Annotated in this window: 25 protein-coding genes; 19 read left to right on the top strand and 6 right to left on the bottom strand. The window is 34.5% G+C overall.

Annotated features, from left to right (window positions below):
- Positions 1-196 precede the first annotated feature (196 nt).
- The 11 genes from J5Y03_RS09595 to glpK all read left to right on the top strand — a co-directional run bounded on the left by J5Y03_RS09595 (position 197) and on the right by glpK (position 10,890).
- Complete coding sequence (locus J5Y03_RS09595) at positions 197-1,012, top strand: prohibitin family protein (protein ID WP_209404997.1); 816 nt, start codon at positions 197-199, stop codon at positions 1,010-1,012.
- 683 nt (positions 1,013-1,695) lie between these two features.
- Complete coding sequence (locus J5Y03_RS09590) at positions 1,696-2,067, top strand: hypothetical protein (protein ID WP_209404995.1); 372 nt, start codon at positions 1,696-1,698, stop codon at positions 2,065-2,067.
- 243 nt (positions 2,068-2,310) lie between these two features.
- A complete protein-coding gene (locus J5Y03_RS09585; RefSeq protein ID WP_209404992.1) occupies positions 2,311-2,496 on the top strand; it encodes a hypothetical protein in 186 nt (61 codons plus the stop codon).
- Between the two features lie 35 nt (positions 2,497-2,531).
- Positions 2,532-3,491, top strand: coding sequence for an efflux RND transporter periplasmic adaptor subunit (locus tag J5Y03_RS09580; RefSeq protein WP_209404989.1), 960 nt, complete (start codon positions 2,532-2,534; stop codon positions 3,489-3,491).
- A gap of 2 nt (positions 3,492-3,493) precedes the next feature.
- Positions 3,494-4,234 (top strand): ABC transporter ATP-binding protein, encoded by a 741-nt coding sequence (locus J5Y03_RS09575; RefSeq protein WP_209404987.1) that lies wholly within the window; start codon positions 3,494-3,496, stop codon positions 4,232-4,234.
- Positions 4,182-5,357, top strand: coding sequence for an ABC transporter permease (locus J5Y03_RS09570; protein WP_245208838.1), 1,176 nt, complete (start codon positions 4,182-4,184; stop codon positions 5,355-5,357). Before J5Y03_RS09575 ends, J5Y03_RS09570 begins: the two co-directional genes overlap by 53 nt.
- Positions 5,358-5,415: 58 nt before the next feature.
- Positions 5,416-6,087: a response regulator transcription factor gene (locus J5Y03_RS09565; RefSeq protein ID WP_209404985.1), complete on the top strand. Its 672-nt coding sequence runs from the start codon at positions 5,416-5,418 to the stop codon at positions 6,085-6,087.
- Positions 6,088-6,099: 12 nt separating this feature from the next.
- Positions 6,100-7,320 (top strand): sensor histidine kinase, encoded by a 1,221-nt coding sequence (locus J5Y03_RS09560; RefSeq protein ID WP_209404983.1) that lies wholly within the window; start codon positions 6,100-6,102, stop codon positions 7,318-7,320.
- A 496-nt stretch (positions 7,321-7,816) separates the two neighbouring features.
- The gene (locus tag J5Y03_RS09555) at positions 7,817-8,374 is read left to right on the top strand and encodes a glycerol-3-phosphate responsive antiterminator (RefSeq protein ID WP_209404981.1); all 558 of its coding nucleotides are present in this window, start codon (positions 7,817-7,819) and stop codon (positions 8,372-8,374) included.
- Between the two features lie 179 nt (positions 8,375-8,553).
- Positions 8,554-9,378, top strand: coding sequence for an MIP/aquaporin family protein (locus J5Y03_RS09550; protein WP_209404979.1), 825 nt, complete (start codon positions 8,554-8,556; stop codon positions 9,376-9,378).
- A 21-nt stretch (positions 9,379-9,399) separates the two neighbouring features.
- Positions 9,400-10,890 (top strand): glycerol kinase GlpK, encoded by a 1,491-nt coding sequence (glpK, locus tag J5Y03_RS09545; RefSeq protein ID WP_209404977.1) that lies wholly within the window; start codon positions 9,400-9,402, stop codon positions 10,888-10,890.
- 307 nt (positions 10,891-11,197) lie between these two features.
- Here glpK and J5Y03_RS09540 read toward each other — a convergent pair whose 3' ends face one another.
- Complete coding sequence (locus tag J5Y03_RS09540) at positions 11,198-11,800, bottom strand: DNA-3-methyladenine glycosylase (RefSeq protein ID WP_209404975.1); 603 nt, start codon at positions 11,798-11,800, stop codon at positions 11,198-11,200.
- 288 nt (positions 11,801-12,088) lie between these two features.
- On the opposite strand from J5Y03_RS09540, the gene J5Y03_RS09535 reads away from it, so the two are divergent.
- Complete coding sequence (locus tag J5Y03_RS09535) at positions 12,089-12,598, top strand: GNAT family N-acetyltransferase (RefSeq protein ID WP_209404973.1); 510 nt, start codon at positions 12,089-12,091, stop codon at positions 12,596-12,598.
- A 442-nt stretch (positions 12,599-13,040) separates the two neighbouring features.
- Here J5Y03_RS09535 and J5Y03_RS09530 read toward each other — a convergent pair whose 3' ends face one another.
- From J5Y03_RS09530 to mprF, 3 genes are all read right to left on the bottom strand, one after another.
- The gene (locus J5Y03_RS09530; protein WP_209404971.1) at positions 13,041-13,460 is read right to left on the bottom strand and encodes an organic hydroperoxide resistance protein; all 420 of its coding nucleotides are present in this window, start codon (positions 13,458-13,460) and stop codon (positions 13,041-13,043) included.
- Position 13,461: 1 nt separating this feature from the next.
- Positions 13,462-13,914: a MarR family winged helix-turn-helix transcriptional regulator gene (locus tag J5Y03_RS09525; protein ID WP_209404969.1), complete on the bottom strand. Its 453-nt coding sequence runs from the start codon at positions 13,912-13,914 to the stop codon at positions 13,462-13,464.
- Between the two features lie 134 nt (positions 13,915-14,048).
- Positions 14,049-16,577, bottom strand: a complete 2,529-nt coding sequence (gene mprF, locus J5Y03_RS09520) for a bifunctional lysylphosphatidylglycerol flippase/synthetase MprF (protein WP_209404967.1) — start codon at positions 16,575-16,577, stop codon at positions 14,049-14,051.
- A 615-nt stretch (positions 16,578-17,192) separates the two neighbouring features.
- Between mprF and J5Y03_RS09515 the strand changes: the two genes are divergently transcribed.
- From J5Y03_RS09515 to J5Y03_RS09505, 3 genes are all read left to right on the top strand, one after another.
- Complete coding sequence (locus tag J5Y03_RS09515) at positions 17,193-17,912, top strand: response regulator transcription factor (RefSeq protein ID WP_209404965.1); 720 nt, start codon at positions 17,193-17,195, stop codon at positions 17,910-17,912.
- Positions 17,909-18,967 (top strand): sensor histidine kinase, encoded by a 1,059-nt coding sequence (locus J5Y03_RS09510; protein WP_209404962.1) that lies wholly within the window; start codon positions 17,909-17,911, stop codon positions 18,965-18,967. The genes J5Y03_RS09515 and J5Y03_RS09510 overlap by 4 nt, the downstream gene beginning before the upstream one ends.
- Before the next feature lie 341 nt (positions 18,968-19,308).
- Positions 19,309-20,157 carry a hypothetical protein gene (locus J5Y03_RS09505; protein WP_245208837.1) on the top strand — a complete coding sequence of 283 codons (849 nt, stop codon included), beginning with the start codon at positions 19,309-19,311 and terminating at the stop codon, positions 20,155-20,157.
- Between the two features lie 259 nt (positions 20,158-20,416).
- On the opposite strand, the gene J5Y03_RS09500 is transcribed toward J5Y03_RS09505, so the two are convergent.
- Positions 20,417-20,710, bottom strand: coding sequence for a HesB/YadR/YfhF family protein (locus tag J5Y03_RS09500; RefSeq protein WP_209404960.1), 294 nt, complete (start codon positions 20,708-20,710; stop codon positions 20,417-20,419).
- Positions 20,711-21,439: 729 nt separating this feature from the next.
- Here J5Y03_RS09500 and J5Y03_RS09495 point away from each other — a divergent pair.
- Both J5Y03_RS09495 and J5Y03_RS09490 read left to right on the top strand, forming a co-directional pair.
- On the top strand, positions 21,440-22,057 hold the full coding sequence (locus J5Y03_RS09495) for a DUF4004 family protein (RefSeq protein WP_209404958.1): 618 nt from the start codon (positions 21,440-21,442) through the stop codon (positions 22,055-22,057).
- Between the two features lie 19 nt (positions 22,058-22,076).
- A complete protein-coding gene (locus tag J5Y03_RS09490; RefSeq protein WP_209404956.1) occupies positions 22,077-22,868 on the top strand; it encodes a polymer-forming cytoskeletal protein in 792 nt (263 codons plus the stop codon).
- 71 nt (positions 22,869-22,939) lie between these two features.
- On the opposite strand, the gene J5Y03_RS09485 is transcribed toward J5Y03_RS09490, so the two are convergent.
- Positions 22,940-23,200, bottom strand: coding sequence for a hypothetical protein (locus tag J5Y03_RS09485; RefSeq protein WP_209404954.1), 261 nt, complete (start codon positions 23,198-23,200; stop codon positions 22,940-22,942).
- A 377-nt stretch (positions 23,201-23,577) separates the two neighbouring features.
- Between J5Y03_RS09485 and J5Y03_RS09480 the strand changes: the two genes are divergently transcribed.
- Complete coding sequence (locus J5Y03_RS09480; protein WP_209404952.1) at positions 23,578-25,251, top strand: glycoside hydrolase family 13 protein; 1,674 nt, start codon at positions 23,578-23,580, stop codon at positions 25,249-25,251.
- Between the two features lie 227 nt (positions 25,252-25,478).
- A complete protein-coding gene (locus tag J5Y03_RS09475; RefSeq protein ID WP_209404951.1) occupies positions 25,479-26,189 on the top strand; it encodes a C40 family peptidase in 711 nt (236 codons plus the stop codon).
- Positions 26,190-26,209: the final 20 nt, after the last annotated feature.

Genomic DNA, 26,209 nt, shown 5'->3' with positions numbered 1-26,209 from the left:
TCCCACAGGAGTCTCGCACCTTCCGTTCCAATCAACTTCTGTGTCAACAGATTCCTATATAAATTCTTTTTAATTCAACAACTTTGAAAAAGAACCATCCTAACAAATATTCAGGGGAATAAATTAAATTTAGAATAGTTAAATTTAATTGAATTTTCATATATAATAATGACAAGGGGAAAAAAGGAGAGAAGAAATGGATAATCAAAACATTGGTAGCAATTTAAAAAAATGGTTAGGGTTTATTGCACTTGCAATTATTGTGATCGTTGTTTTAAGCTCATCATTTACAATTATTCCTGCTGGATATCGTGGGGTTTTAGTTCAGTTAGGAAAAGTTGAAGGAGTACTAAGCGAAGGATTTAATTTTAAATTACCATTTATCACTTCAGTAGAAAAAATGGAAGTACGTGTACAAAAAGAAGAAACTAATCAATCAGCTTCATCAAAGGATTTACAAACAGTTTCTACAGTTGTAGCAGTAAACTTCAGTGTATCACCCGAGTCTGTAAATAAATTGTATCAGCAAGTAGGATTAGATTACCGAACTCGAATAATTGACCCAGCTGTTGCTGAATCAATTAAAGCTGTAATGGCAAAATATACTGCGGAAGAGTTAATAACAAAGCGACCTGAAGTTAGCTCAGAAATAAAAGATATGTTAGGGAAACGTCTGAATACTTATTACATGAAATTAGAAGAAATAAATATTAAGGACTTTAAATTTAGTGAAACGTTTAACAATGCAATCGAAGCAAAAACTGCTGCTGAACAACAAGCTTTAAAAGCGAAGCGTGACTTAGATCGTGTTAATATAGAAGCACAGCAAAAAATCTCACAAGCAAAAGCGGAGGCAGAGGCACTTCATTTGAAAAAACAGGAAATTACACCTGAACTAGTAAGATTAAAAGAAATTGAAAATCAAGAGAAAGCAATTGAAAAATGGGATGGAAAGTTACCACAAGTTACAAGTGGTGCGACACCTTTTATTAATGTAACCCCTTCAAAATAATATGAAATGTTGAGTAACCTTATATTAATAGGTTGCTCTTTTTTTGTAATACTAAGCAAAATTTAAGCCACACTATTTTAGGTAGGAATAATTAGTATGTGAGCAGGCCACTTTCACCTTTCGTGTGATCTAGCTCCAACGACCATCCTCTCGGTCATTTCACAAAAACAAAATGAAGGGAAAGTACGCCCTTCTTTTTGTTTTTGCTCCAATGCCTTTCGAGGATAAGCAGGTCGTTTCCGCCTTTCGTGTTGTCCAGCTACAGCGCCTACCTTCTCGGCCATTTCACAAATACAAAATGAAGTGAAAAAGCACACTTCCTTTTGTATTTGCTCCAACGTCTGTCGAAGGTAAGCAAGCCACTTCCGCCTTTCGTATGATCTAGCTCCAACGACCATCCTCTCGGTCATTTCACAAAAACAAAATGAAGGGAAAGTACGCCCTTCCTTTTGTATTTGCTCCAATGCCTTTCGAGGATAAGCGGGTCGTTTCCGCCTTTCGTTCTATCCATTTTAAATATTGGAAAGTACTTTTCGATCATTTATAGACAAACTAGTAAAAGGTTTTATTAAAAAATGTTAAAAAATTTAAAAGTACTGGTTAAATGGAGTATAATAAAACTTTCGTGTTAAAAAAGAATTTATCCATTTATTTTTAAAATGGTATGACAAGGAGAAGAGGCAATGTTTACACCAGTTTATCGTGTTACTGATAAAGGAGAAATATTATTAAGTACAAAAAGCTTTTCTGTGTCATATGATCGGTTTAGAGAAGATGAAGAGGGAAATATTTTTGTTGTAGTAAAAAGTGATAGTGAACCTGAATTGAAATTAAAATTAGTACTTTCTGGGCTTGGGAACAGTCAAACACCTGAACTTGAAATAAAAAATAAGGCTGGGTTGGGCTTAATCGATATTAGATTATTACAAGTTAAAATTAAGAAGTTTAAAAATGGTTGGGGTGCAAAAGTGCCTTTACAAAATGGAAGAATTGTAATCAAAGGTGATATACCTAAATATGTAAAGCTCCAACTTGTGCGAGCGGTAAAATTGTAATTAATTACATAGATAAAGAAAAATATAATTTTGACTAATATTATTTGCTAGATTTCTTTCTTATTTAATAGCTTTTTTATAAATTATCAAATCTAACAGCTGTTTATTCATTTGAATAAGCAGCTTTTTTTTATTCTAAATTTGAAAACTACAAACTGAGTAGGTCTAACCTTAAATTTTATTAAGAAAATCTTAAGATAGATAACTCATAATAGCGTTATCACAAAGCAGGGAGGAAAAAATGTGGATGAACTAAAACAGAAGTTAGTTATTAGTTTATTAGTTTGTAATTTGATTTTTACGATTATTTCTATAACTGGTGTTGGTTATCTAGTTTATAAACAGGTAAGTAGAGGTCAAATGATGCAAAATTTCCCAAGATTTAATGGGTCGTGGGCTCCACAGAATGGTAATTCTAGTAATCAATAATTATTTCAAACTAATAAGAAAGAGGTATGAACTAAATGAAAAAATGGCTAATTATTGGGATTTTGATAATAGTGGTATTTGGTGGTGGAGCCTTTTATGTCATAAAGTCAAAAGCACAAACACAAACAAATAATGTAACAATGCGTACTGATGCAGTGAGACAGGGAGATTTACAAGTAAACGTTAGTGGTTCTGGAGCAATTGATGCAATTGATAGTAAGGATTTAATGACATCGACAAATTCTACAATTGATCAAATTAAAGTTAGTTTAAATCAACAAGTTAATAAAGGAGAAAAGCTAATTACATTTGCGGATGGAAGTGATCCTATCACCGCACCGTTTTCAGGAGTGGTTAGTTCTTTACCAGTAGCTGTAGGAGATCAAGTAAATAGAGGAACGGTAGTTGCACATATCACAAATAATAATAACTTAGAAACAAAAATTGATGTAGATGAATTAGATATTACAAAAGTAAAAGTAGGACAAAAAGTAAGTATAAAATTAAATGCTGATCCTGATGGAATCTATACAGGTAAAGTCACATCAATCGCAAACGAAGGGACAGTAAACAATGGAGTTTCGACTTTTAGCGTGACAGTCCTGTTAGATCAAGTGAAAAATGCAAAAGTTGGTATGACGACAGAATCTACTATTAATGTAGAAACGAAAAAGAATGTTCTTTATGTACCAATAGAAGCTGTACATACTCAAAATAATAAGAAGTTTGTCTATGTTTTAACGGGTTCAAATAATCCTAATAATACTTCACCAGAGAAGAGAGAGGTAACAACTGGTTCTTCAACGGATTCTTATGTTGAAATTAAAAGTGGTTTACAAGTAGGAGATCAAGTAATTCTTCCACAAATACAGTCTTCCACTAATTCATTTAGATTTGGATTTGGCGGTGGCGGTGGAGGAGGCCGTATGATGTTCGGTGGAAAAGGAAACGGACTTCAACATCGCGGAATGTCAAAAAATGGAGGTGGTAACTAAATATGGGTAACGCACTTATACAAATTTCAAATATGAGTAAACAATATAAAATTGGTGGCGAAGTATTGTATGCATTAAAAGACGTTTCGTTAACAATCAACAAAGGAGATTTTATCGCAATAATAGGTCCTTCTGGATCTGGAAAATCGACTTTCATGAATATGATCGGTTGCTTAGATAAAGCAGATGAAGGTAAATATTTATTAAATGAAAGAGATGTGAATTCTCTAAATGATAGCCAACTAGCGAGTATTCGAAACGAAAAAATAGGGTTCATCTTTCAAAATTTTAACCTATTAACAAAGCTTACTGCTATTGAGAATGTAGAATTGCCATTAATCTATCGTGGAATGATGAAAAAACAACGTAGATTAGTAGCAACTGCTTACATGAAAGAAGTAGGTTTAGAAAATCGTTTAAATCAATACCCTAATCAACTTTCAGGTGGTCAACAACAGCGTGTAGCAATTGCACGTGCATTAGCTGGACATCCGGAAATTTTACTAGCGGATGAACCTACAGGAGCATTAGATCAGAAAACAGGAAGAGAAATACTAGCATTAATGAAGGAGTTAAATCGTAAAGGCCATACGATTATTTTAATAACTCATGATGAAAAAGTTGCTTCAGAGGCAAATAGGGTTGTACGAATTGAAGATGGGCAATTATATGAAACAAGAGGTGAGGCAGTTGAACATTTTTCAGTTAGTCATAATGGCATTGAGGAGTATCAGGGGCAATAAAATACGCTCTTTTCTGACGATGCTTGGAATTATTATTGGTGTATCATCAGTAATCGTTCTTGTTTCGATTAGTAAAGCATCAAGCAATCAAATTTCAAGTCAAATTGGGGCTTTAGGAACGAATTTAATATCAGTTAATTTTTTTGGTAGTAATTCTAATTCTTCCAACTATACACTTGAAGATGCACAAGAATTATCAAAAATAGCTGGCGTAAAGGAAATAGCACCTGTAGTTTCTAGTAGTGTTACAATCAAAAAAGATCGGACCTCAAGTAATGTTTCATTAATTGGAACAAATGCGGCTTATGAAACAGTAAAAAATACGAATGTAACGGCTGGAAGGTTTATTTCAGATATTGATGATGAAAATAGAAGTAAAGTGGTTGTTTTAGGAGCAAATACAGCCGAGACGTTGTTTGGAATTGGTAATCCTGTTGGACAATCAGTCCAAATCAATGGTACATCCTTTACAATAATTGGCGTTTTAAAATCAAGTGGTAGTTCGTTAGGTAGTAGTGGAGATGATTTGGTTATATTACCATTAAGCATTGCTCAAAGAGTTATTCAAGATACAAATATTGGTTCAGTGTACATCTCTGCAAAATCTACAAGTGATGTGAACTTTGTTAAAAACAGCATCGAAAGTAATTTAGCCACTCATTTTGGTGGGAAAACTGATGGGTTTAACGTTTCAACTCAAGAAGATTTAATGCAAACAATGAATTCTGTTACGAATACGATGACTCTATTATTAGGTGGTATTGCAAGTATTTCCCTATTAGTTGGAGGAATCGGTATTATGAATATTATGCTTGTTTCGGTTTCAGAGCGTACGAAAGAGATTGGAATACGAAAAGCAATTGGTGCTAAAAGAGGAGATATATTAACACAGTTTTTAATTGAATCGGTCGTTCTAAGTTCATTAGGTGGTATAATTGGCGTAGGTCTTGGAATGTTATTGACGAAAGTCTTTGCTGTCTTTATGAGTACAACGGTAACATTTTCGTTATCCGTATTACTTATGTCATTCTTATTCTCATTTGTGATTGGAGTAGTCTTTGGCGTATTCCCAGCTTATAAAGCTTCGAATATGAGACCAATCCAAGCATTACGTTTTGAATAATAAATACTGAAGCGTTGAAATGACGCTTCTTTTCTACTTTTAAAAAGGAGTGGACTTTATGAAAATTTTAGTTGTAGAAGACCATAAAACAGTTTTAGATACGATTGTAGCTATTTTATCAGAAGATTACGAAGTAGATTCTACTACCCAAGGAGATGAAGGGTTATTTTTAGCGCAACAAAATATTTATGACTGCATTGTACTTGATGTTATGCTACCTGAAATAAATGGGTTTGACATTGTAAAGGAATTAAGAAATGCTCAAATCAAGACACCTGTATTATTATTAACTGCAAAAGATTCACTTGAAGATCGTGTTCACGGTTTAATTTTAGGTGCAGATGATTATTTAGTAAAACCATTTCAAGCGGCAGAATTGACTGCAAGAGTACATGCATTACTTAGGAGAAGTGGAAGTTTAACAAACGAGAAAACTGTAAAATTTCTTGGAATCGAACTGTTAGGAAAAGAGAACCCTATTTGTGTAAATAGAGAAGAGGTAAAACTGACAAGTAAACAATATGAGTTGATGGAATATTTAATTCATAATAATGGGAAAATCTTAACACGTGAACAAATTTTTGATCGGATATGGGGATATGATTCAGATACAACGATCGGTATTGTTGAAGTATATGTCCATCAATTACGTAAAAAGTTCGAGCAATTTGGCTATGATCAATGTATTAAAACAGTAAGAGGAATCGGATATATTCTTAAGGAGAAATAAAAGGAGAAGCAGATGTTTGAAAAAACTAGGAGGCAATTATCAGCTCTAAATGCAGTGATTATTATTGTAATATTAATTGGTTTAGCATTCATTATTTATACATCTACTTCAAAATTATTGTACCAAGGAATTGATGAAAACTTACTTCGCATGGAAAAACGAATGGAAACATTTAATGGACCAATCCGTGTACCATTAGGACATACACCCTTTAATAATCATGATCCAAGAATAGGTGTTTTAATTTGGGATAGTCAACATCACTTATTAAATGAAGTTACTTTCTCGACGTATAACAATGAAATTAAATATCCGTCAACATTGAATAATTTATTCGATGTATCGATTGGAAATTATCATTATCGTTCGATTGCATATTCACAAGAAACTGAAATTGGAAAAGTGACAATCCAATTAATTCGAAATGTGGATTCAGAAATTGAATTACTTGATCACCTACTAACAATTCTCCTATTAGGAAGTATAGCAGGTGTTGTTTTGGCTGTTGTAGCTGGTTTTATTTTAGCAGGGAGGGCATTGATCCCAATTCAAAAATCATGGAAAAAACAGCAGGATTTCGTTTCAGATGCTTCACATGAATTGCGTACTCCTTTGACTGTTATTCAATCAAGGCTAGAATTAATGTTACAAAAGCCTGACAGGACAATAGAAGAAAGTGCAGGGGAAATTTCAATCGTCATGGGAGAAAGTAGACGACTGATAAAGCTTGTAAATAGCTTGCTTACTTTAGCGAGATCAGATTCAAATCAAATTGAACTTAATATAACCACCTTTTATTTAGATGAGTTGCTTAATAAAATTACGGAACAATTTACTGAAATCGCTACTTTCCAAGGGAAAACCTTATCGCTCAAAACTGATTCTCCAATGTTTTTTCAAGGTGATGAAGAACGTATTCATCAGTTAATTGTCATTTTATTGGACAATGCATTGAAGTATACAGACGAGGGCGGAGAAATTCAACTCACTTGCACTCAAATGAAAAATCATATTGTAATAAGAGTTTCGGATACTGGTATTGGAATGGAAAAAGAAGATTTATCCCGAATTTTTGATCGCTTTTATCAAGTAAATAATGCTAGAACAGAAGCTGAAGGACTAGGATTAGGTCTCTCAATAGCAAGCTGGATTGTAAGTAAACATAATGGGAAAATGAAAGTAAGTAGTAAAAAAGGGGAAGGATCTACTTTTGAGATTATGTTTTCTCTATAACCCTACTAGATTAAGCAGTTCATCCTTAGAAAAGGTGCGGATATTCGGAAATATCAATAATAAGTCTTTTTAGTAGATGTTAAGGAAAGACAAAATCTGATATTTCTTGGGAAATATTGTCGTGATTTTGTAGCAATATTGATACTATTATTTGGAAAGTTTCTCTTATTAATCAAATAAAATTATAAATTAATAGATTTCCATCTAAGCTATTCTTTGTTGAATAGCTTTTTTTATTCCTAAATAAACAGGGAATAGGAAGAAGGGAACAGGGAACAGGCTCACCACCCGCCCTATGGAAAGGGAGCATCCTGGGGTTGTAATCAACTAACGTATTCTAAAATATCAAACAATGTTTACGAAAACAGCCTTTTAATATAAATCTATTCTACATAGATATTTTGACTCATAAAATAGAATCAAGATTAGGTCGAACAAGCTCTAGCTCAGAATAAAGTTTACTTTCATTTTCTTAATAGGAGGAAGATCAGTACATATGGAAATCATCGATCAGAAGATTATTCCATCAATTCGAAGTGTACAAGATTTAGAAAAAATGTTTGATTTCTCATATAGGTATGGAGTATTTTTGGACATTCATATTTCAAGGTTAAGAAGCTTGTATTCTTTAGCTAGAGAGAATGGAAAACAAATGTTTTTGCATATTGATTTAGTACAAGGGTTAAAAAGTGATGAATATGCTACAGAATATATCTGTCAAGAAATTGAGCCCTTCGGAATTATTTCAACAAAAGGAAATGTGATTTTAAAAGCAAAACAAAAAAAAGTAAAAGCAATTCAAAGAGTATTTGCAATCGATTCTAGCTCCATAGAAAAGAGTTATTCAATGATAAATAAGATAAATCCAGATTATATAGAAATCCTTCCAGGAGTTGTACCAAAAATTATTAAAGAAATTAAAAATAGTACCGGGAAACAAATTTTTGCAGGTGGTTTAATTAAAACAAGTGATGAAGTAGAACAGGCAATAGAAGCTGGTGCTTCTGCAATTACAACATCTTACATTGAGCTTTGGAAACTTTATAATCAATAAAAAAAATTGACAGCCCTATTGACAACCCTTACAATTCGGATTATTCTTAATATTAAGTTAATATACTGGGAAGAGAAAATGGAGACCCGCACAATATTCTTTAGAGTATTTGTGTGGGTTTCTTTTTTTGTCTAACCTCAGGTATGATTGACTACTAAAACTAAAGGGGGAAGTAGTACATGTCAGCTTTTTGGGGAGAGTTAATTGGAACGGCTCTTTTAATCATTTTTGGTTGTGGTGTTGTAGCAGGTGTTTCATTAAAGAAGACTTTTTCAAATAATGCTGGTTGGGTGGTAATTACTTTCGCTTGGGGGCTTGGGGTTGCATTAGCTGTTTATGCAGTTGGAAAGTTCAGTGGTGCTCATTTGAACCCAGCAGTAACGCTTGCTTTAGCTCTTAATGGAGATCTTGCATGGGATAAAGTATTTGAATATATGTCTGGACAATTATTAGGAGGAATTATTGGAGGGATTGTAGTATTCTTACATTATTTACCACACTGGAAAGCAACAGAAGATCCAGGAGCTAAATTAGGAGTTTTCTCTACTTCACCAGCTATTAAAAATACATTTGGTAATTTAATCAGTGAAATTATTGGTACGTTTGTTTTAGTATTAGGAATTTTAGCGATTGGTGCCAATAAATTTGCAGATGGAATTAATCCTCTTATTGTTGGATTCTTAGTTGTAGCAATCGGTATGTCTCTAGGAGGAACAACTGGTTATGCCATCAATCCTGCTCGTGATTTAGGACCGCGTATTGCACACTTTATTTTACCTATTGCTGGAAAAGGAAAATCGAATTGGGGATATGCTTGGATTCCAGTAATTGGCCCATTATTGGGAGGTAGTTTAGGAGCTGTAGTTTATCAAGCAGCTTTTTTAGAAAAGTCATCTAGTCATTTATGGTGGGTATTAGCAGCGAATATCGTTGTATTATTGTTAGCCTATTTAGCTAGTCCAAAATCAAGTTCTGCATCAGTAAATAAAGGGAAAAGTTTATAAGAATATAGGGGGAGAAATAAAATGGAGAAATTTATCTTATCACTAGATCAAGGGACTACTAGTTCACGTGCAATTTTGTTTAATCAAAAAGGTGAAGCTGTACATTCAGCGCAGAAAGAATTCACTCAAATTTTTCCTAAACCAGGTTGGGTAGAGCATAATGCAAATGAAATTTGGGGATCAATTTTAGCAGTTATTGCAGGGTGTTTAGCAGAAGCAAATGTTAAACCAGAGCAAGTTGCAGGGATTGGGATTACAAACCAACGTGAAACGACAGTCGTTTGGGATAAAACAACAGGGTTGCCTGTTTATAATGCGATTGTTTGGCAATCACGTCAAACTGCTGGAATTTGTGATGAATTAAAAGGGCAGGGGCATGATGCACTATTCCGTGAGAAAACAGGTTTATTAATTGATGCGTATTTTTCAGGTACAAAAGTAAAATGGATTTTAGACAATGTAGAAGGTGCAAGAGAGAAAGCTGAGGATGGTAATCTTCTATTTGGTACAATTGATACTTGGTTAGTATGGAAGCTTTCTGGTGGAAAAGCCCATGTGACAGACTACTCTAATGCTTCACGTACGTTAATGTACAATATTTATGATTTGAAATGGGATGATCAGTTACTCGATATTTTGACTGTACCGAAATCAATGCTCCCTACAGTTAAGCCGTCATCAGAAGTTTTTGCACATACGGTTGATTATCATTTCTTCGGTCATGAAATTCCGATTGCAGGGATTGCTGGTGATCAGCAAGCAGCACTATTTGGTCAGGCTTGTTTTGAACAAGGAATGGCGAAAAATACGTATGGTACTGGATGCTTCATGTTAATGAATACTGGTGAAAAAGCTGTAAAATCTAATCACGGATTATTAACGACAATTGCATGGGGGATTGATGGAAAAGTCGAATATGCGCTTGAAGGAAGTATTTTCGTTGCAGGTTCTGCAATCCAGTGGCTAAGAGATGGTCTACGTATGTTTAAAGATGCTGCGGAGAGTGAAAAATATGCTACGAGTGTATCATCTACTGATGGGGTATATGTAGTACCTGCATTTGTTGGGTTAGGTACACCTTATTGGGACAGTGATGTTAGAGGAGCTGTTTTTGGATTAACAAGAGGAACAACGAAAGAGCATTTTGTTCGTGCAACGCTTGAATCATTAGCATATCAAACGAAAGATGTTTTAACAGCAATGGAAGCAGATTCTGGCATATCATTAACAACCTTACGAGTTGATGGTGGAGCAGTTAAAAATGACTTCTTAATGCAATTCCAAAGTGATTTGTTGAATGTTCCAGTCGATCGACCAGTTGTAAATGAAACGACAGCTCTTGGTGCTGCTTATCTTGCAGGATTAGCTGTTGGATATTGGAATGGGCAAGATGAAATTGCTGCGCAGTGGAATTTAGACAAATGCTATGAACCTACTATGGAAAAGGAACAAACTGAACAACTATATAGTGGGTGGAAAAAAGCAGTTCATGCAACAATGGCTTTTAAATAAAGTTCGGGCTTCCTTGGGTGGGAGTTATATAGCTATAAGATAAAATGGAATCATAGGATAATTCTTTAATAGGTTATAGGGATTGGAGAGACCATGCAAACACAAGACAATTGCTATTGTTGTGTTTGTAGAGGTCTCTTTTTACGTGTTTATGGGGAAAACGTGATGGTACAAACTACGCTTTCAAGTTTATCTCGGGAGCGACTTATTAAATAGCTTGGTTGTAAAGAAGTAAGAGCAGTGTTGTTTGCAGTTCAAAATTATATTTATACAAATAAAGAAAATGGAAGAGCTAGTTGTTAAAAACCTACGACTTAGCTCTTTTATTTTTCCTTGAAACATAAGGATTATCTTCTATCCAAAATCTCCAAGGGTAATCTTTTGCTTCACCGCTATTATCTATGCCGATTCTAGGTCCAATAGCGATGTTTGTTGGTTTGCTACCTTCTGCAATAGATAAAGGGGGAAGCCAACAGACATGACCATAGTCTTCCATTGAGATGCCGAGTGCTTTCGTTAATTTACCTGGGCCATTTGTTAAGTTCGTTAAACTCGTTTGGTTTCTTCTTTTCTTCATAAGTTCAATTCCATGGGCAGGTTCAACAGCTCGAATTAAAACTGCCTCAGGTTTGTCTACTTCACTACAAACGATATTGACTAAGCAATGAGTGTGCATTACATATGTATAAATATGGCCAGCTTCATGGAACATAATTTCTGTTCGCTTCGTTCTACGATTATTATAACTGTGGGCTGCACGGTCGATGGGTCCCATATAGGCTTCTGTTTCTACAATGATTCCTGAAGTAACACCTTCAGATGATTCTTTTATAAGCTGACAACCTAAAAGTTTTTTAGCTAACTCTAATGCAGAAGTTTGGTAAAAGTCTTTCGATAGCGGGATGATCATTAAATAAACCACCTCTCAAAAAAAAATTGTTCTCAAAATAAATCTTTACTTATTTTTACCTAAAATATCGTAAAAAATAAAGAAAGATATATGTTTCAAAGATTACATTTTAATGATATTTCATCTGGAAGTTAATTATTGGAAAGTTAGGTCAATCCGTTGATAGGACTGAATGGAATTAACTATTTTACAAAAACATTACATAAAGGATATCCGATTAGACGGCTTGAAACTTCGATTTTCATTGGTTACACTTTGATGGTAGCACAAAACTACGGAGGGATTTACATGAAAATTCGTTTGTTAACTAAGGAAGATGCTGAGATTTATTTAGCTGTACGTTTAGAAGGTATAAAAGAAAATCCGGAAGTATTCAGCACAACTTTAGATGACATTATGGAGAAAGATGATCCGATTGAATATAAGGCAAATTTCTTAGATAAAGAATCAGATTATACTATAGGAGCTTTTACTGATGAGGGCGACCTAGTTGGGGTTGCTACCCTAAAAACAAGTGATAAAGAAAAATCAGTGCATAAAGGGAAAATTGTTGCAGTATATGTTTCTCCAAAGTCACGAGGTCTTGGAGCTGGAAGGAAATTAATTGACGAAATTATTCACTTAGCAAAAGAGCTTGGATTAGAACAAATAATGTTAGATGTTGTATCAGGAAATGAACCAGCTATAAAATTATATGAAAAAATAGGGTTTGAAACATTTGCGAAAAGCCCAAATGATCTTAAATATAACGATCAATACTGGGATCAAGATCATATGATTATGTATTTAAAGAAATGAAACATAATATATGCAGAAAGATTTCTACGTTCAAAAAATAAATAGACTACATCACAAATAGAGGCAGCTTTGTGATGGTAGCAAATGGAAGTATAAAAATATAGTTAGTAGTTAAAAGTTAATAATTAATTTAAAAGGCTGTTTTTCGATACATTGTTGCTATTTAGAATGTGTTAGTTGATTACAACTCCAGGATACTCGCTTTCCGTGGGGCGTGAGCTGAGCCTCCTCGGCAAGCCTGCGGGGTCTCAGCCTTCCCGCTATTCCCACAGGAGTCTCGCACCTTCCGTTGTAATCAACTTCTGTCTTTAAAATTAAAAATCTCAAAAACAACAATCTTTAAAAAAAGATCATTAAAAAATAGTCACATGTACAAGCTGTATATGTGACTATTTTTTAGTTTTGTTTATACCCCCAATGTCTTTCGAATTCACTTTTCTAATTATCCAATAACTTTTAATTTAACGTCCATATTCCCCTTAGTTGCTTTTGAGTATGGACATACTTTATGTGCTGCTTTTACTAGTTCAACTGCGACTTCTGTTGAGACACCTGTTACTTTAGCGGTTAATTCTACTTCTAGTTTGAATCCTCCATCTGCTGGGTCTTTTCCGATGGTTACATTAGCCGTTACTGCAGTAGACTCTAATTTGATTTTTTGATTACGTGCTACTAAATTTAATGCACTGTCAAAACAAGCTGCATATCCAGCTGCGAATAGTTGCTCTGGATTCGTTGCACCGCCTTGACCACCTAATTCCACTGGAGGTTTAACAGCTAGATTAATCATTTCATCTGAAGAAACAACCTTTCCATTACGTCCTCCAATTGCAGTTGCTGTTGCTGTGTATAATTTTTCCATTTTATTCTCTCCCTTGATTAATTTTTTGTATTTTTTGAAGTAAATCTTTATTTTGTTTTAATAGTTGCAGAAACTCTTTTTCAGTTGTTCCAGTTCCTTCGAATAAAGAAGTAGGAATACAAAATGCTTTTTCTTTTAGTTCTATGCCCATTCGAGTTAAAGTGATTAGCACTTTTCTTTCATCTTCAATAGATCGTTTTCTTATTAAAAGTCCAGCAGTTTCCATTCGTTTTAGCATTGGCGTTAATGTGCCTGAATCTAAGAATAAGATTTGACCAAGTTCGTTAACTGAACATGTTTCATGCTCCCACAATACTAGTAGAACAAGATATTGTGGGTAAGTAATGCCAAGTTCGTCTAGATAAGGACGATATAAACGAATGATTTCTCTTGAACAAGCATAGACCGAAAAACAGAGTTGGTTTTCTAGTAATAAAATTTCTTCTTGTTTCATAAAACACCTCAATAAAATTATATTGTGCACAATTAAATTTGATACAATTATATAATTTGAAATTTAAATAGACAACTATTTTGATTCAAAAAAATTGCTGACTCATAAATTGAGCCAGCAAGAAATGAAATTTATTATTCATCCTCATCTTTCCCTTTTGATATTAATGCAGTAACTTGAAGCATCGTAATGAGAATAGATGTTTTTTTACGATAAGCTAAAAACTTAGGCGTCCAATGGTCTACAAATTTTTCTTTAAAGTGACGTAACCCTTGAAAGGAATAAAAATACTGGCCATAGGTATAGATTTGTGCAGCAATTTTTTCACTAGCAAATGAAAACTTTGATCCGCCCACATTTGAAAGTGGAGACATCCCCATATTAAAACTTGTATAAGATTGATCTTTTGTTTTTTCAATTAAATGGTAAAACATAAAATCCATAATTCCACTAGGTGCTAATTTACTGTAGCGCATTAAATCAACTGAGAGAGTTTTATTATTGTATAATGGCATGATATTAGCAAAAGCAATAATTTGATTATCGCTATTTTTAACAATGGCTATTGAAGTTAAATTTAGATAATCTTCATCAAAGTACCCAAGAGAATACCCCTTTTCTTTTCTGCCATTTAGCCATTCATCAGATATTTCATTTAAGGTATCTAAAAACTGGGAAGAATGGGGTTCTTCGGCTATTTCGAATGTATAGCCTTCCCTTTCTAATTTATTGATTAAAGCGCGTAAACTTTTTTTCTTTTTACCGGTAAGTGAAAAAGATTGAACGATTGTAAAACCTTCTTCACCTAGCTTGAAAAAATCAAAGCCATTTTCGTGTAGATAAGACAGCATTGTTGAATTAACTTGGTAAAATACTAAAGAGTAACCATATAAATCAGCAGTAATCATTAGCTCCTCAATGGCCTCAAAAATTCGATCTTTATCGCCAACAGGATCACCTAAAATAACTAGTTTATCTGCAAAATGTTGAAAAGCGAATAAAACTGTTTCATCTTGAGCCCAATAAATATATTTATCATGTAAGAAAATTAGATGTGATAATTCATTACCAGAGTAATTATTTAAGTGCTCTCTAATTTTCTCTGATTGATTCTTAGATTCTACAAAAGGAAATTTATTGTACCGATTTTTAAAGAAATATAAGTAGATAAAAATTAAAGCGATAGCAAAACCAATAGACGCACTTAATAATAAATCTCTTGGATCAGCTACAATATATTGCTGATATTTATTTGGAATAACAATCTTTGTGTTAGGTAAGTTAATATAACCAATAAAAAGATAACCAATTAAGAAAATGAATAAAATGAAATTATCAACTACTATTTTTCCCCAAGTTAAGATGAAATTTTCTCGATAAAATTGTTTTCTTGATTGAAAAAGCATAAATGCTACTATTAAAACAAAAATGGCTTCTTCATAGTCAAGACCTTTTGAGAATGTTGCTAAAGCCCCTAGCACTAACATCACAACTGTTACATTCCAACCTCGTTTTATTTTGTAGTCTATCCCTCTCGATAAAGCCAAAAGAACAAACCCAATACTAATCGAAAGAACATGAGATAAATCAATAAATGTTAAAGGCAAAATGTGTTTTAAAAATTTTATACGAACTAAAATACCAGGAACGGCAGCAGATAGTAATAAAATAACGCCTGATAAAAAGACTAATATTGCCAATGCTTTATGGCTAACGAAACTAAGCATTTGATTAGGAAGATTGTTAAACGATTTATTCAAGCGATTCCATAAAATTTTTAATGAAAAAATAAGTCCAACAACAAACGGAACAATGTAGTAGCTAATTCGGTAAAATAACATAGCAATTAAAGCAGTTTCTTGACTGATATTAAAGTAGGATAGTCCGACAATAAAAACAAAATCAAATGATCCCAATCCTCCTGGGATCATACTTATAACTCCTGCAACTGCGGATACGATGAAGATCGGTAATAGATGTGTAAATGGAATATTGATCGAAAGAAGATTGCAAATAAAAAAGATCAGAAGAAATGCACACATCCACTCAATGATTGAGATACCAACTAAAGAGAACATAATTCTTCGTGTGAAATTTTCTGAGAAAAATGATCGTTTAAAATATACAATGACAAACATGATTGGAAAATAACAAACAGCAACAATCCAACTGACCATTAAAGTATGATAGGTATGTAATAAAGATGTATTAAATACGGGTAAAAATAATAATAAACTTAATGCAGACACTCCTGAAAGCATAAAAACACTGACACCACTAATTGTTTTGATAACTTCTTTTTTTGATCGGTTTTTAGAAAAATAAAACGTCCGTATTGAAGTTCCAGCTACTCCTCCAAAACCGATTAAAGTAGAACTCGTATTAGCGATCCATGAAAAAATAATCAAATCTTTTTTCGAATACTCCAACTCTAATAGCTTGGCCATGACAAAATCATATAAAAGCATAGGTGAAATTGAAAACATACCTACAACAAAAAGTAGTAAATATTGCAAAAGCGTTAGATCGTTTAGATGACTAAAAAAAGTCTTAAAATCAAAGTTTACTAAAAAATGTCTACCAACATAAATAAAAACAATGAATAATAATGAAACAACTAATAATTTCAATAAGCTTGCTTTGTGAATTGTAAATCTGTTCATAAGATGCTCCTAACTATTATAAGAAGTAATAATGAAATTTAAAGAACAATCACTAGATGCCTATTAATTTAAAAGCTTTAAATTTACCAATTCATTCGAATAATAGGCAGTACACACTTCTATTCTTACTGAAAATATCAAATCATATTATCCATTTTATCCAAAAAAATTTTTTTAAACTGTAATTTTATATATTGAGTGTTTTTGTTTTACTTGAAGAACCCATCTAAAAGAATGTGAGGATTTAAAGCACAAGAACAAAGGTGCATTATTTAAGAAAAAGCTATTTGTTATCCATTGAATGAAATCCCTAGGTTCGAAGAGTTTCAAAAAAAAACAAGAGTTGGTTAAAATAGCCAACTTTTATTATTTGCGTTTTTGGCTAAAACACCCCAGAAGGAAATATATTTCTCAATATAGAATAGTATGAAATTATGGAGATGATGGAGTGACCGCTGCATTTTTACTGAGGCACGGTTAGTTTAGCTAATGGACATTCATAAAACAAAAAGATATTAAAAGAATGGAATATTAATAAAAGTAGAAAGTTCCAATAAGGAACGATTGTAGTGGACTAAGTTGGCTCTGAATATGTTCGTTAAGGTGGTCGATATCGTGAGGAATGAATGGATACTACTGGTCGATGACGAGAAAGGGATTCTCATCATGCTTGAGAACCTTCTTCGGAAAGAAGGGTATACCCGTATTACAAAAGCGGAATCCGCTGCTGAGGCGCTCACGGCTGTGCGTACGACACGTTTTGATATGATCGTACTTGATGTTATGCTCCCGGATATGGACGGATTCTCCTTGTGCGTGGAATTGCGCAAAACCACAAGTGCCCCGATTCTGTTCCTGACTGCCCGTTCCAGTGATTTGGATAAGCTGCAGGGGTTGTACATAGGAGGAGATGACTATGTAACAAAACCGTTCAATCCAATGGAAGTTGTCGCGCGGATACAAGCCCATTTGAGACGGAGCTCTCAATATGCGTCAGATGCTTTAAGCACAGAGGAGTTGTATCAGTATGATACTTTTACGGTAAGCCGATCTGCTGGACAACTTACCGTCCACAATGTAGTTACGCCTTGTCCAGCCAAAGAGCTAGAATTATTGCTATACTTTTGCAAACATCCGAACTGGATATTCACCGCCCAGCAATTGTACGAGCAAGTATGGGGGACCATGGTACTAGGGGATGAGAAAACGGTCGTTATACATATATCCAGACTTCGTAAAAAACTGGAGGCCGATCCGTCCGACCCTAAGTTAATTGTGACGGTGAGAGGGATCGGATACAAGTTCGTCCCCTCTTTGGGAGGTGTAACGGAATGAACTTTACACTTCGTATCGTCCTGCAACTGCTGCTGGCTTTTGTTGGTTTGTTTGCGTTTGTTCAAGCGATCCTAATTGTAACGCTTCGCTATCTTTGGCCACAGGGGGAAACAAATACACAGAGTATTGGCCTCTTTGTGTTTATCCTTTGCTCTGTTCTCTTTCTTCTGACCCTGTTCCTGATCGGATGGTATTTAGGTAAACCGATTTACTTTATGATGATTTGGATCAGACGGCTGGCCGGCGGCAACTATGAACTTCCCCCGCGCTGGGATAAAATTCACTCCCGAAAAAGCGGAGCGCTGACAATACCTTATGCGGTCTATAAGGAGTTGTTTGAGCATTTACGGATGTTGGCAGGTACACTCAAAAAAAATGAAAACGACCTGCAGAAGTCCGAACAAGCGAAACAAGAATGGATTCGTGGAATATCTCACGATTTAAAAACACCGTTAACATACATATCCGGCTATTCCACGATGCTGATTAATAAGGAGTACCGGTGGAGTAAAACTGAAGAGATGGAGTTTCTGGCAATTATTCAACAAAAAGCGGTTCATTTGCAAGAATTGGTACAGGATCTTAATGAAACGATTCAGGGACAGATCCCCCTAAAAAAAGAAAAAGAGGATCTGGTGGAACTTGTACGTAGAGCGGTTGCAGATGTTGGAAGTGCGCCTTGGGCGACAGGCCATCAGTTCACGATGGAGCCAGCGCCACATGCCATTCTTGGGTTGTATGATTCAAAGCTATTGACTAGGGCTACCCGCAATTTGCTCGTTAACGCTGTCGTGCATAATCCGGGAGGTACTGAGATTAAGGTGTGTGTTTCACTTCTCAATAATCAGACGGCGGAAATCCGGATAGAGGATAATGGGATCGGGTTTAACGAAGCGATCGTTAAGGACGATGCCGCAGCATCCTCCCAGCATTCCGGTCTGGGGCTGTCTATTGCCAAGCAGCTAGTTGCTGCGCATGGCGGAGATCTGGTCATTACCAGTAAGAGGGATGAAGGAACTTCTTTATCGATCAAGTTGCCGCTAGCGCAAAGTTAGGGTGAAGTTGATCTTCTGTTTACCTTCTGTTTACCTGCGCTCCATATACTAAAAGAAACATAGTATAAGGAGTTGTGATAGATATGGTAATGATAAAAAGGAATGGGGACTCGCAACACGAGATGGTTAAAACGAAATCTTCTATTCGCTGGTGGAGACGATGGCCTGAATGGGTACACAAGGTGGCTATCGTTTGGACACTTCTCTATGGTGGGCTAGGGCTGTATTGGTCGCTGGGAGGCCTAGGATATCCACTAAACTCAAGTTTTCACGTAGGTCCGGGGAATGACCAGTCGGCAGCGGGTACGATGTTTAGCAAAGCTTCAGTCGGAGCGCCAATCATGACGATTCTTTGCTTCATAGGTGTATGGGTACTCCTCAAGTGCAAAAGCGAATCTCGAGGATTTGCACATAAAGTTTTACTGTTTTATGCCTGGAGCATCGCGGCAATCCTCTGTTTCGCTATTGCGGATGCCCGCGCGCTTATTGTCGTGGCTTATGCTCCCATTTGTCTGATTATGGCTATCTTCGGGTGGCCGGTCCATTATTTCGATACCATCACTTGGCCGGTGATTAACCAATTCATTTGCATTGCCGGCGGGCTTCTATGGGCAGCGACGGCCTTATCCTTCCAGCGCCAATCCCGTGAGGAATGCTGCTATTGCGGACGCAAGAGCGCTGTGGACCGCTGGATTGATTCCGAGTCGGCATTGCGCTGGGGAAGAAGAATCACTTACGTTGCGATATTCGCCCCTGCTTATTATGAAGTAACTCGCATCGCATGGTTGCTGGGAATTCCTTTAGGGATTACGGATGAATTGATGTATAGCCTTCAGGATACGGGAGCGGTATGGGCGGGAGCGGGCCTTGCCCTGGTATCGATTGCCGGTGCCTGTCTGACGCATGGGCTCATTAAGCCATGGGGCGAGAACTTCCCACGATGGATTCCATTGTTATCCGGAAAGCGAGTACCCCCTTCGTTGGCCGTAGTTCCTGCTACGTTTGTCTCGATCATGAGCACAGTGACGGGCATCCAAGTTGTCCGGCAAGCTTTCAGTAATGAAATTTTCACTAACTGGGGAGCGACGACGCCACTCCTGCTGTATCCGGTTTGGGGGATCGCACTGGGAATCGCTACGATTTTTTATTATTATCGAAGACAAGGACGCTGCAAACATTGCGGTCTATAGTGGATTATGAGATTGGAACGACTGGATTAACTGATTGGAGAGTAAGGAGATCACGTGGTCTTATGATGCGCGGATTGATGGGCTGTTTGTAAAAAGAGAATTTTACCTTTTTTGAGAGAAGGCTTATGGATGAATATAGAACAACATTATATTTCTAGGTAGAAGATTCTCTTTATAATGTAGTTAGAACCTAATTAAAAAGGTCACTGATGATAAAAAAATTCATCAGTGACCTTTTTAAAATATTACTTTTATAAAATCAACGGTTTTCGTTATAGTCAAATTGTAATTCACCATTTTGATTTACTGAAACAGCTAAATCATGATTAGCGAAATACCATAAATCATTTTCATTTACGTAAAAAGTTGCATTATTTAATTGAACAGAAGCACCAATTTGAATTGGATTTTCTTTCGTTACACCTAAAGAGTAACCAGAGTGAATTGAACTATCTCCTCCATAACGTGCAAAAAAACGAATAGTATCACCAGGTTGTACATTCATTTCAGAAGAAAACCAATCCAAAGCTTTGTTATCGATATTAATATTCATATAAACAGTCCTTTCATGTTGCGAATTTTTATAGTTATTATAGCCATTAATTGTTCTTTTGTTCAAGAAATCAACTAATGTAATGAAGTCATTTAAAGATTTATGTATTATGACAAGACATAGTATTTCTATTAAAAGAGAATTTTACTTATACAATTTTGGTTAAATTTCGTTTTTTATAAAAGGCTGTTTTCGTATACATTGTTGCTATTTTAGAATGCGTTAGTTGATTACAACTCCAGGATGTTCCTTCATCCTATAATAATTATCTTTTAAGATGTTATTTTCAGGGTAGCCTTATAAAAAAATAGTGGAGTATAACAAATGATTCAAAAGTTGAATCAGTATTACAAAAAATCTTTAAAAACGTTCTTTATATAGTACTTAAAAGATTTCTTACTTGCACAATTTTTATGTAACAATGTTACGTTCTTTGAATAAGATTAGTAAAATGAAATCAAAAAACCAATGATTTTTTTCTTTTGAAACTTTACAACAAAACATTGTTTTGTTATATTGTGTTTATCAAGTATAAAATATTCTCCAACGCCTTTCGGAGATAAACGGGTTGCTTCCGCTTTTATTGTTGTCTAGTTACGCAGACTAGCTCCTCGGCCATTTCACAAATAACAAATGAAGTGAAACTGCACACTTCATTTGTTATTTGCTCCAATGTCTGCCGGAGCAAAACAAGTCTGCTTCACCTTTCGTTTTAGGAGGATTGAATTTATGAATGAAGAATTAATATCTAAGAAGGATTTATTAACGTTAACAGGTATTTCTTATGGACAGTTGTATCGATGGAAGAGAAAAAATATCATTCCAGAAGATTGGTTTATGAAGAAATCAAGCTTTACTGGGCAAGAAACGTTTTTTCCTAAAAAATTAATTTTGGACCGCATTGAAAAAATTAAAGAATTAAAAGATGATCAATCATTGGACGATATAGCAAGAGCTTTTTCGGACATTGTTGAAACACCTGAAGGAAATGTTCAGTTGAAATTGGATTCGGTAGAAGTTTCTTCCCATACAAAAACAATTTTTCATAAATTATTTCCGTTAGTGAAAGAAAATCAGTACGAACAATATCAAGTAATAGCACTACTATTTGCTAATGATTGGCTACAAAAAGGAACGTTGACATTAGAAGAAATAAAACAATTTTTCTTATTTGTTGAGACCTATAAAGATAAATTGGAAGTAAATGAGACAGAATTCATTTACGTTAGAAAATTTGGTATCGGAACATGGATTTTAGGACGGAAACAAGCTACGTTTATCGACGACCAAGACGCAGTACTAATACGTGTTGCCGTATTATCTTATTTACAAAGCATACAAAAATAATGAAAGAGGAGAAAGAATGATGACAAGTACTATGCAACAACAAGATGTTAAAATTAGTGGTTCAGGTACTATTTCTGCAGGAGTATATAATGATTTGAAAATTAGTGGAAGTGGTACAGTATTAGGGGACATTGAATGTGAAGATATAAAAGTTAGTGGTTCAGCGAAATTTAATGGACGGATTAAAAGTAACCGATTTGATTGCAGCGGTTCAACGAAATGTTTAAGTGATGTAGAAACCAATAAGTTTAGTATCAGTGGTTCATCATTTGTAGAAGGAAAACTTAAAAGTGATAATGTTGATATTAGTGGAAGCTTTAAAACGAAAGATGATGTTTTAGTAGAGAGATTGAAGGTTTCTGGTTCAATGAAAACGGAAGGTTCGGTAAAAGCGGAAACTGTTTCAATTTCTGGATCATTTTCGGCAAAAAAAGGGTGCGAATGTGAGTTATTTACAGTAAACGGCCAATTAAATATGGATGGGCTTCTAAATGCTGAGAGTATTCAAATTACTCACAGCGGATTTAGCTTTGTGCCAGAGTTAGGTGGAGAAACAATCGAAATTAGTTTGTATTCACCTAGAAACTTTTTTAGAAATTTATTTTCGGCACTGTTCTTAGGTAAAGTAAGATTTAAAACAAAATCCATAGAAGGAAGTGCTATTAAATTAGACCATACAAATGCTGACGTGGTCAGAGGAGATACTGTTACAATTGGAAAGAATTGTACGATTGGTTTAGTAGAATATACAGAAGACGTACAAATACATTCTTCTGCAAAAGTTAAAGAATATAAGAGAATAGAAAAGTAAGAATAGAAGATAGAGATTAACTCTCTTCTTACATAAAAAAGGCTAACTTAAAAAGTCAGCCTTTTTTATGTTTAGAGAAAAATTAAATTCACTACTAAAATCATTAAACTGACAGATCCCATTAAAATAGCTACGAATCTTGTCTGTGCTGCTTTTGCTCTTAATTTCTGATCTTCACTTTTTTTATATTCGAAATAAAAATTAGATTGTTGAAATGCGAGAATCGTAAAAACAATAAACATTCCCCACTCATTTTTACCGGTAATTAATAACCACAATGCTACACCAAGACTAAGGAGACTAATTACTATAAATAATTTACTCTTTTTCATTTCAATTCCTCCGATTCCAACAATAATTAGTATGTTTAAATCATCATTTAGCAGAATCTGCACCAAGTCTTCGAAGAAAGCGATTACATTTTTATCTAGTTCTATTTATAAAGTTTTATATTATTATTTTTAGACAATTTATTTTGTACACAATTGACGGAATATACTCAATTATAAATCAATTTATAGAAGAAAATCCATAATTTGAGTCTAAATAGTAAGAAAACTTGTGATTGAATGTGTATTCTATTAATGATATGATAATTTTGTGCAAACGATTGCAATTAATTTTTTATAAATAAATGTATTTCGTGTTTGATTGAACGTAGTTATAGAAAGAAATGAAAGCGCTTTTTATTAGCGAGAGGAGTATAAAAATGGTAAATCAGAGTTGGTGGAAAGAAGCGGTTGCATATCAAATTTACCCTCGAAGTTTTATGGATAGCAATGGAGATGGAATAGGTGATTTAATAGGAGTTATATCTAAACTAGATTACTTAAAGGATTTAGGAATTGACGTAATTTGGATTTGTCCATTTTATAAGTCTCCAAATGATGACAATGGATATGATATCTCAGATTATCAAGATATTATGGATGAATTTGGTACGATGGAAGATTTTGATCAACTATTAAATGAGGTTCATAATCGTGGAATGAAACTAATCTTAGATTTAGTTGTTAATCATACTAGTGACGAGCATCCTTGGTTCTTAGAGTCGAGAAAATCAAAAGACAATCCATATCGTGATTATTATATTTGGCATGATGGAAAAGAAGGACATGAACCTAGCAATTGGGAAAGTATATTTGGGGGTTCTGCTTGGGAATATGATGAAACAACTGATCAATATTACCTTCATTTATTTTCTAAAAAACAGCCTGACTTAAACTGGGAAAACAAAGAGGTTCGCCAAGAGATCTATAAGATGATTAATTGGTGGTTAGATAAAGGGATTGATGGATTCCGTGTTGATGCAATTAGCCACATTAAAAAACGTCCAGGATTCCCAGATCTACCTAATCCAAAGAAGGAAAAATACGTTGCATCCTTTGACATGCATATGAATCAGAATGGAATTCACGAGTTTCTTGAAGAATTAAAATGTGAAACTTTTTCAAAATATGACATCATGACAGTTGGTGAAGCAAATGGTGTAAAAATGGAAGATGCAGATCTTTGGGTAGGAGAAGAAAAGGGCAAATTTAATATGATTTTCCAATTTGAAAGCATGGATTTATGGAATAAAACAGATGATTCAAGTACTTCAATCGCTGATTTAAAAACAGTATTAACGAAATGGCAGGCTGGTTTAGAAGGCCAAGGTTGGAATGCGCTCTATATTGAAAACCATGATATTCCGCGGGCGGTTAGTATATTAGGTAGTGATGATGTTCAGTATTGGAATAAATCTGCGAAGGCAATAGCAACGATGTATTTCTTTATGAAGGGGACTCCATTTATTTACCAAGGTCAAGAAATCGGGATGACAAATGTTCACTATACATCGATTGATGACTACAATGATGTGAGAGCAAAAAATATGTTCCAAATTATGAAAGAAGAAGGTTCGACTGAGCAAGAAATCTTGGATATTATTTGGAAAAATGGGCGTGATAACTCACGTACACCAATGCAATGGAACAGTGAAAAAAATGCGGGATTCACAGAAGGAACTCCTTGGATGAAGACGAATCCAAACTATGAAAGCATTAATGTGGAAAGACAGAAAAAGGATGAATCATCGATCTTCCATTTTTATAAAAAAATGATTAAATTACGAAAAGAACATAAAGGACTTGTTTATGCACGATATCAATTAGTCGAAGTTGATAGTGAACCTATTTTTGCCTACACACGAAAAGATGAAAATGAAATGTATTTAATCATAGTAAATATGTCAAAAGAAGAACAATCATTTACTTTACCAGAAGAGTACGTTGGAAAAAACACAGAACTTTTATTATCAAATGACGATGTGCCAGCAAATCAATTAATTCAAAATATGTCATTTAGCCAATTCGAAGCAAGGGTTTACCGGTATATATAAGAAAAATCCAGTCTAGTTCTAAATACTAGGCTGTTTTTCTTAGTGGTTACATTCAGTCACTACCTCCTTGGTCATTTCAAAAAAAGCAATTGAAGGAGAAAAGCCCCTACCTAGAAATTATTTCCAAGTTGTTAACAAAGTTTTCGACAATTTGTAACATGCCTGTAATGGTTTTCGACAAGTCCCTTTGGTAGACTATTAGTAACAAAGAAAAGGGGCGTACAGAAATGAAAAGGCAACTTTTGATCGGGCTAACATTAATTTTTGGATTCATGTTCTTATTTGGACAGCAATCCGGAGCAGGTGCTGCAACAAATGAACTTTCAAAAGGTTCATCTGGTGTAGCGGTTATGCAATTACAATTGAAGCTAAAAGAGCAAGGCTTTTTTAATGCAGAGACTGATGGACTTTTCGGTAAAGATACTGAAAAATATTTGAAAAACTATCAAGCACAGAAAAAATTACATGTAACAGGAATTTTTAATGATGAAACATCGAGAAAATTATTTAATGTTTCATTAACAGAATTCTCTACTGCCATAAAAAATGGAAAACTATTTGTAAAAGACGACGAATTTGTAAAAAGACAAATTTCAACAATTGCCACAAAATATGAAGGTGTACCTTATCAATTTGGTGGTACAACTACAAGAGGATTTGATTGTTCGGGATACGTTAACTATGTATATAAACAAGCAGGAGTTAAGTTACCAAGAACAGCTGAGTCAATGTATCAAATGAGAAGTGTAGTAAAAAAACCTGTAGCTGGCGATCTAGTATTCTTTAAAAATACATATAAAGTTGGAATTAGCCATGTAGGCATTTTCCTAGGAGATAATAAATTTATTTCAGCAACTAGCAGTAAAGGTGTTGCAGTTGTAAGTTTAGAAAATACATATTGGAATAGTAAATATGCTGGTACGTTTAGTGTATTATAATAAAGAATAGTAAATGATAA

Origin of the sequence: Gottfriedia endophytica (assembly GCF_017814275.1) — a bacterium.
GTDB lineage: Bacteria > Bacillota > Bacilli > Bacillales > Bacillaceae_G > Gottfriedia > Gottfriedia endophytica.
Note: the sequence above shows the minus strand (reverse complement) of the source record. Positions and strands in the feature narration are given on the sequence as shown.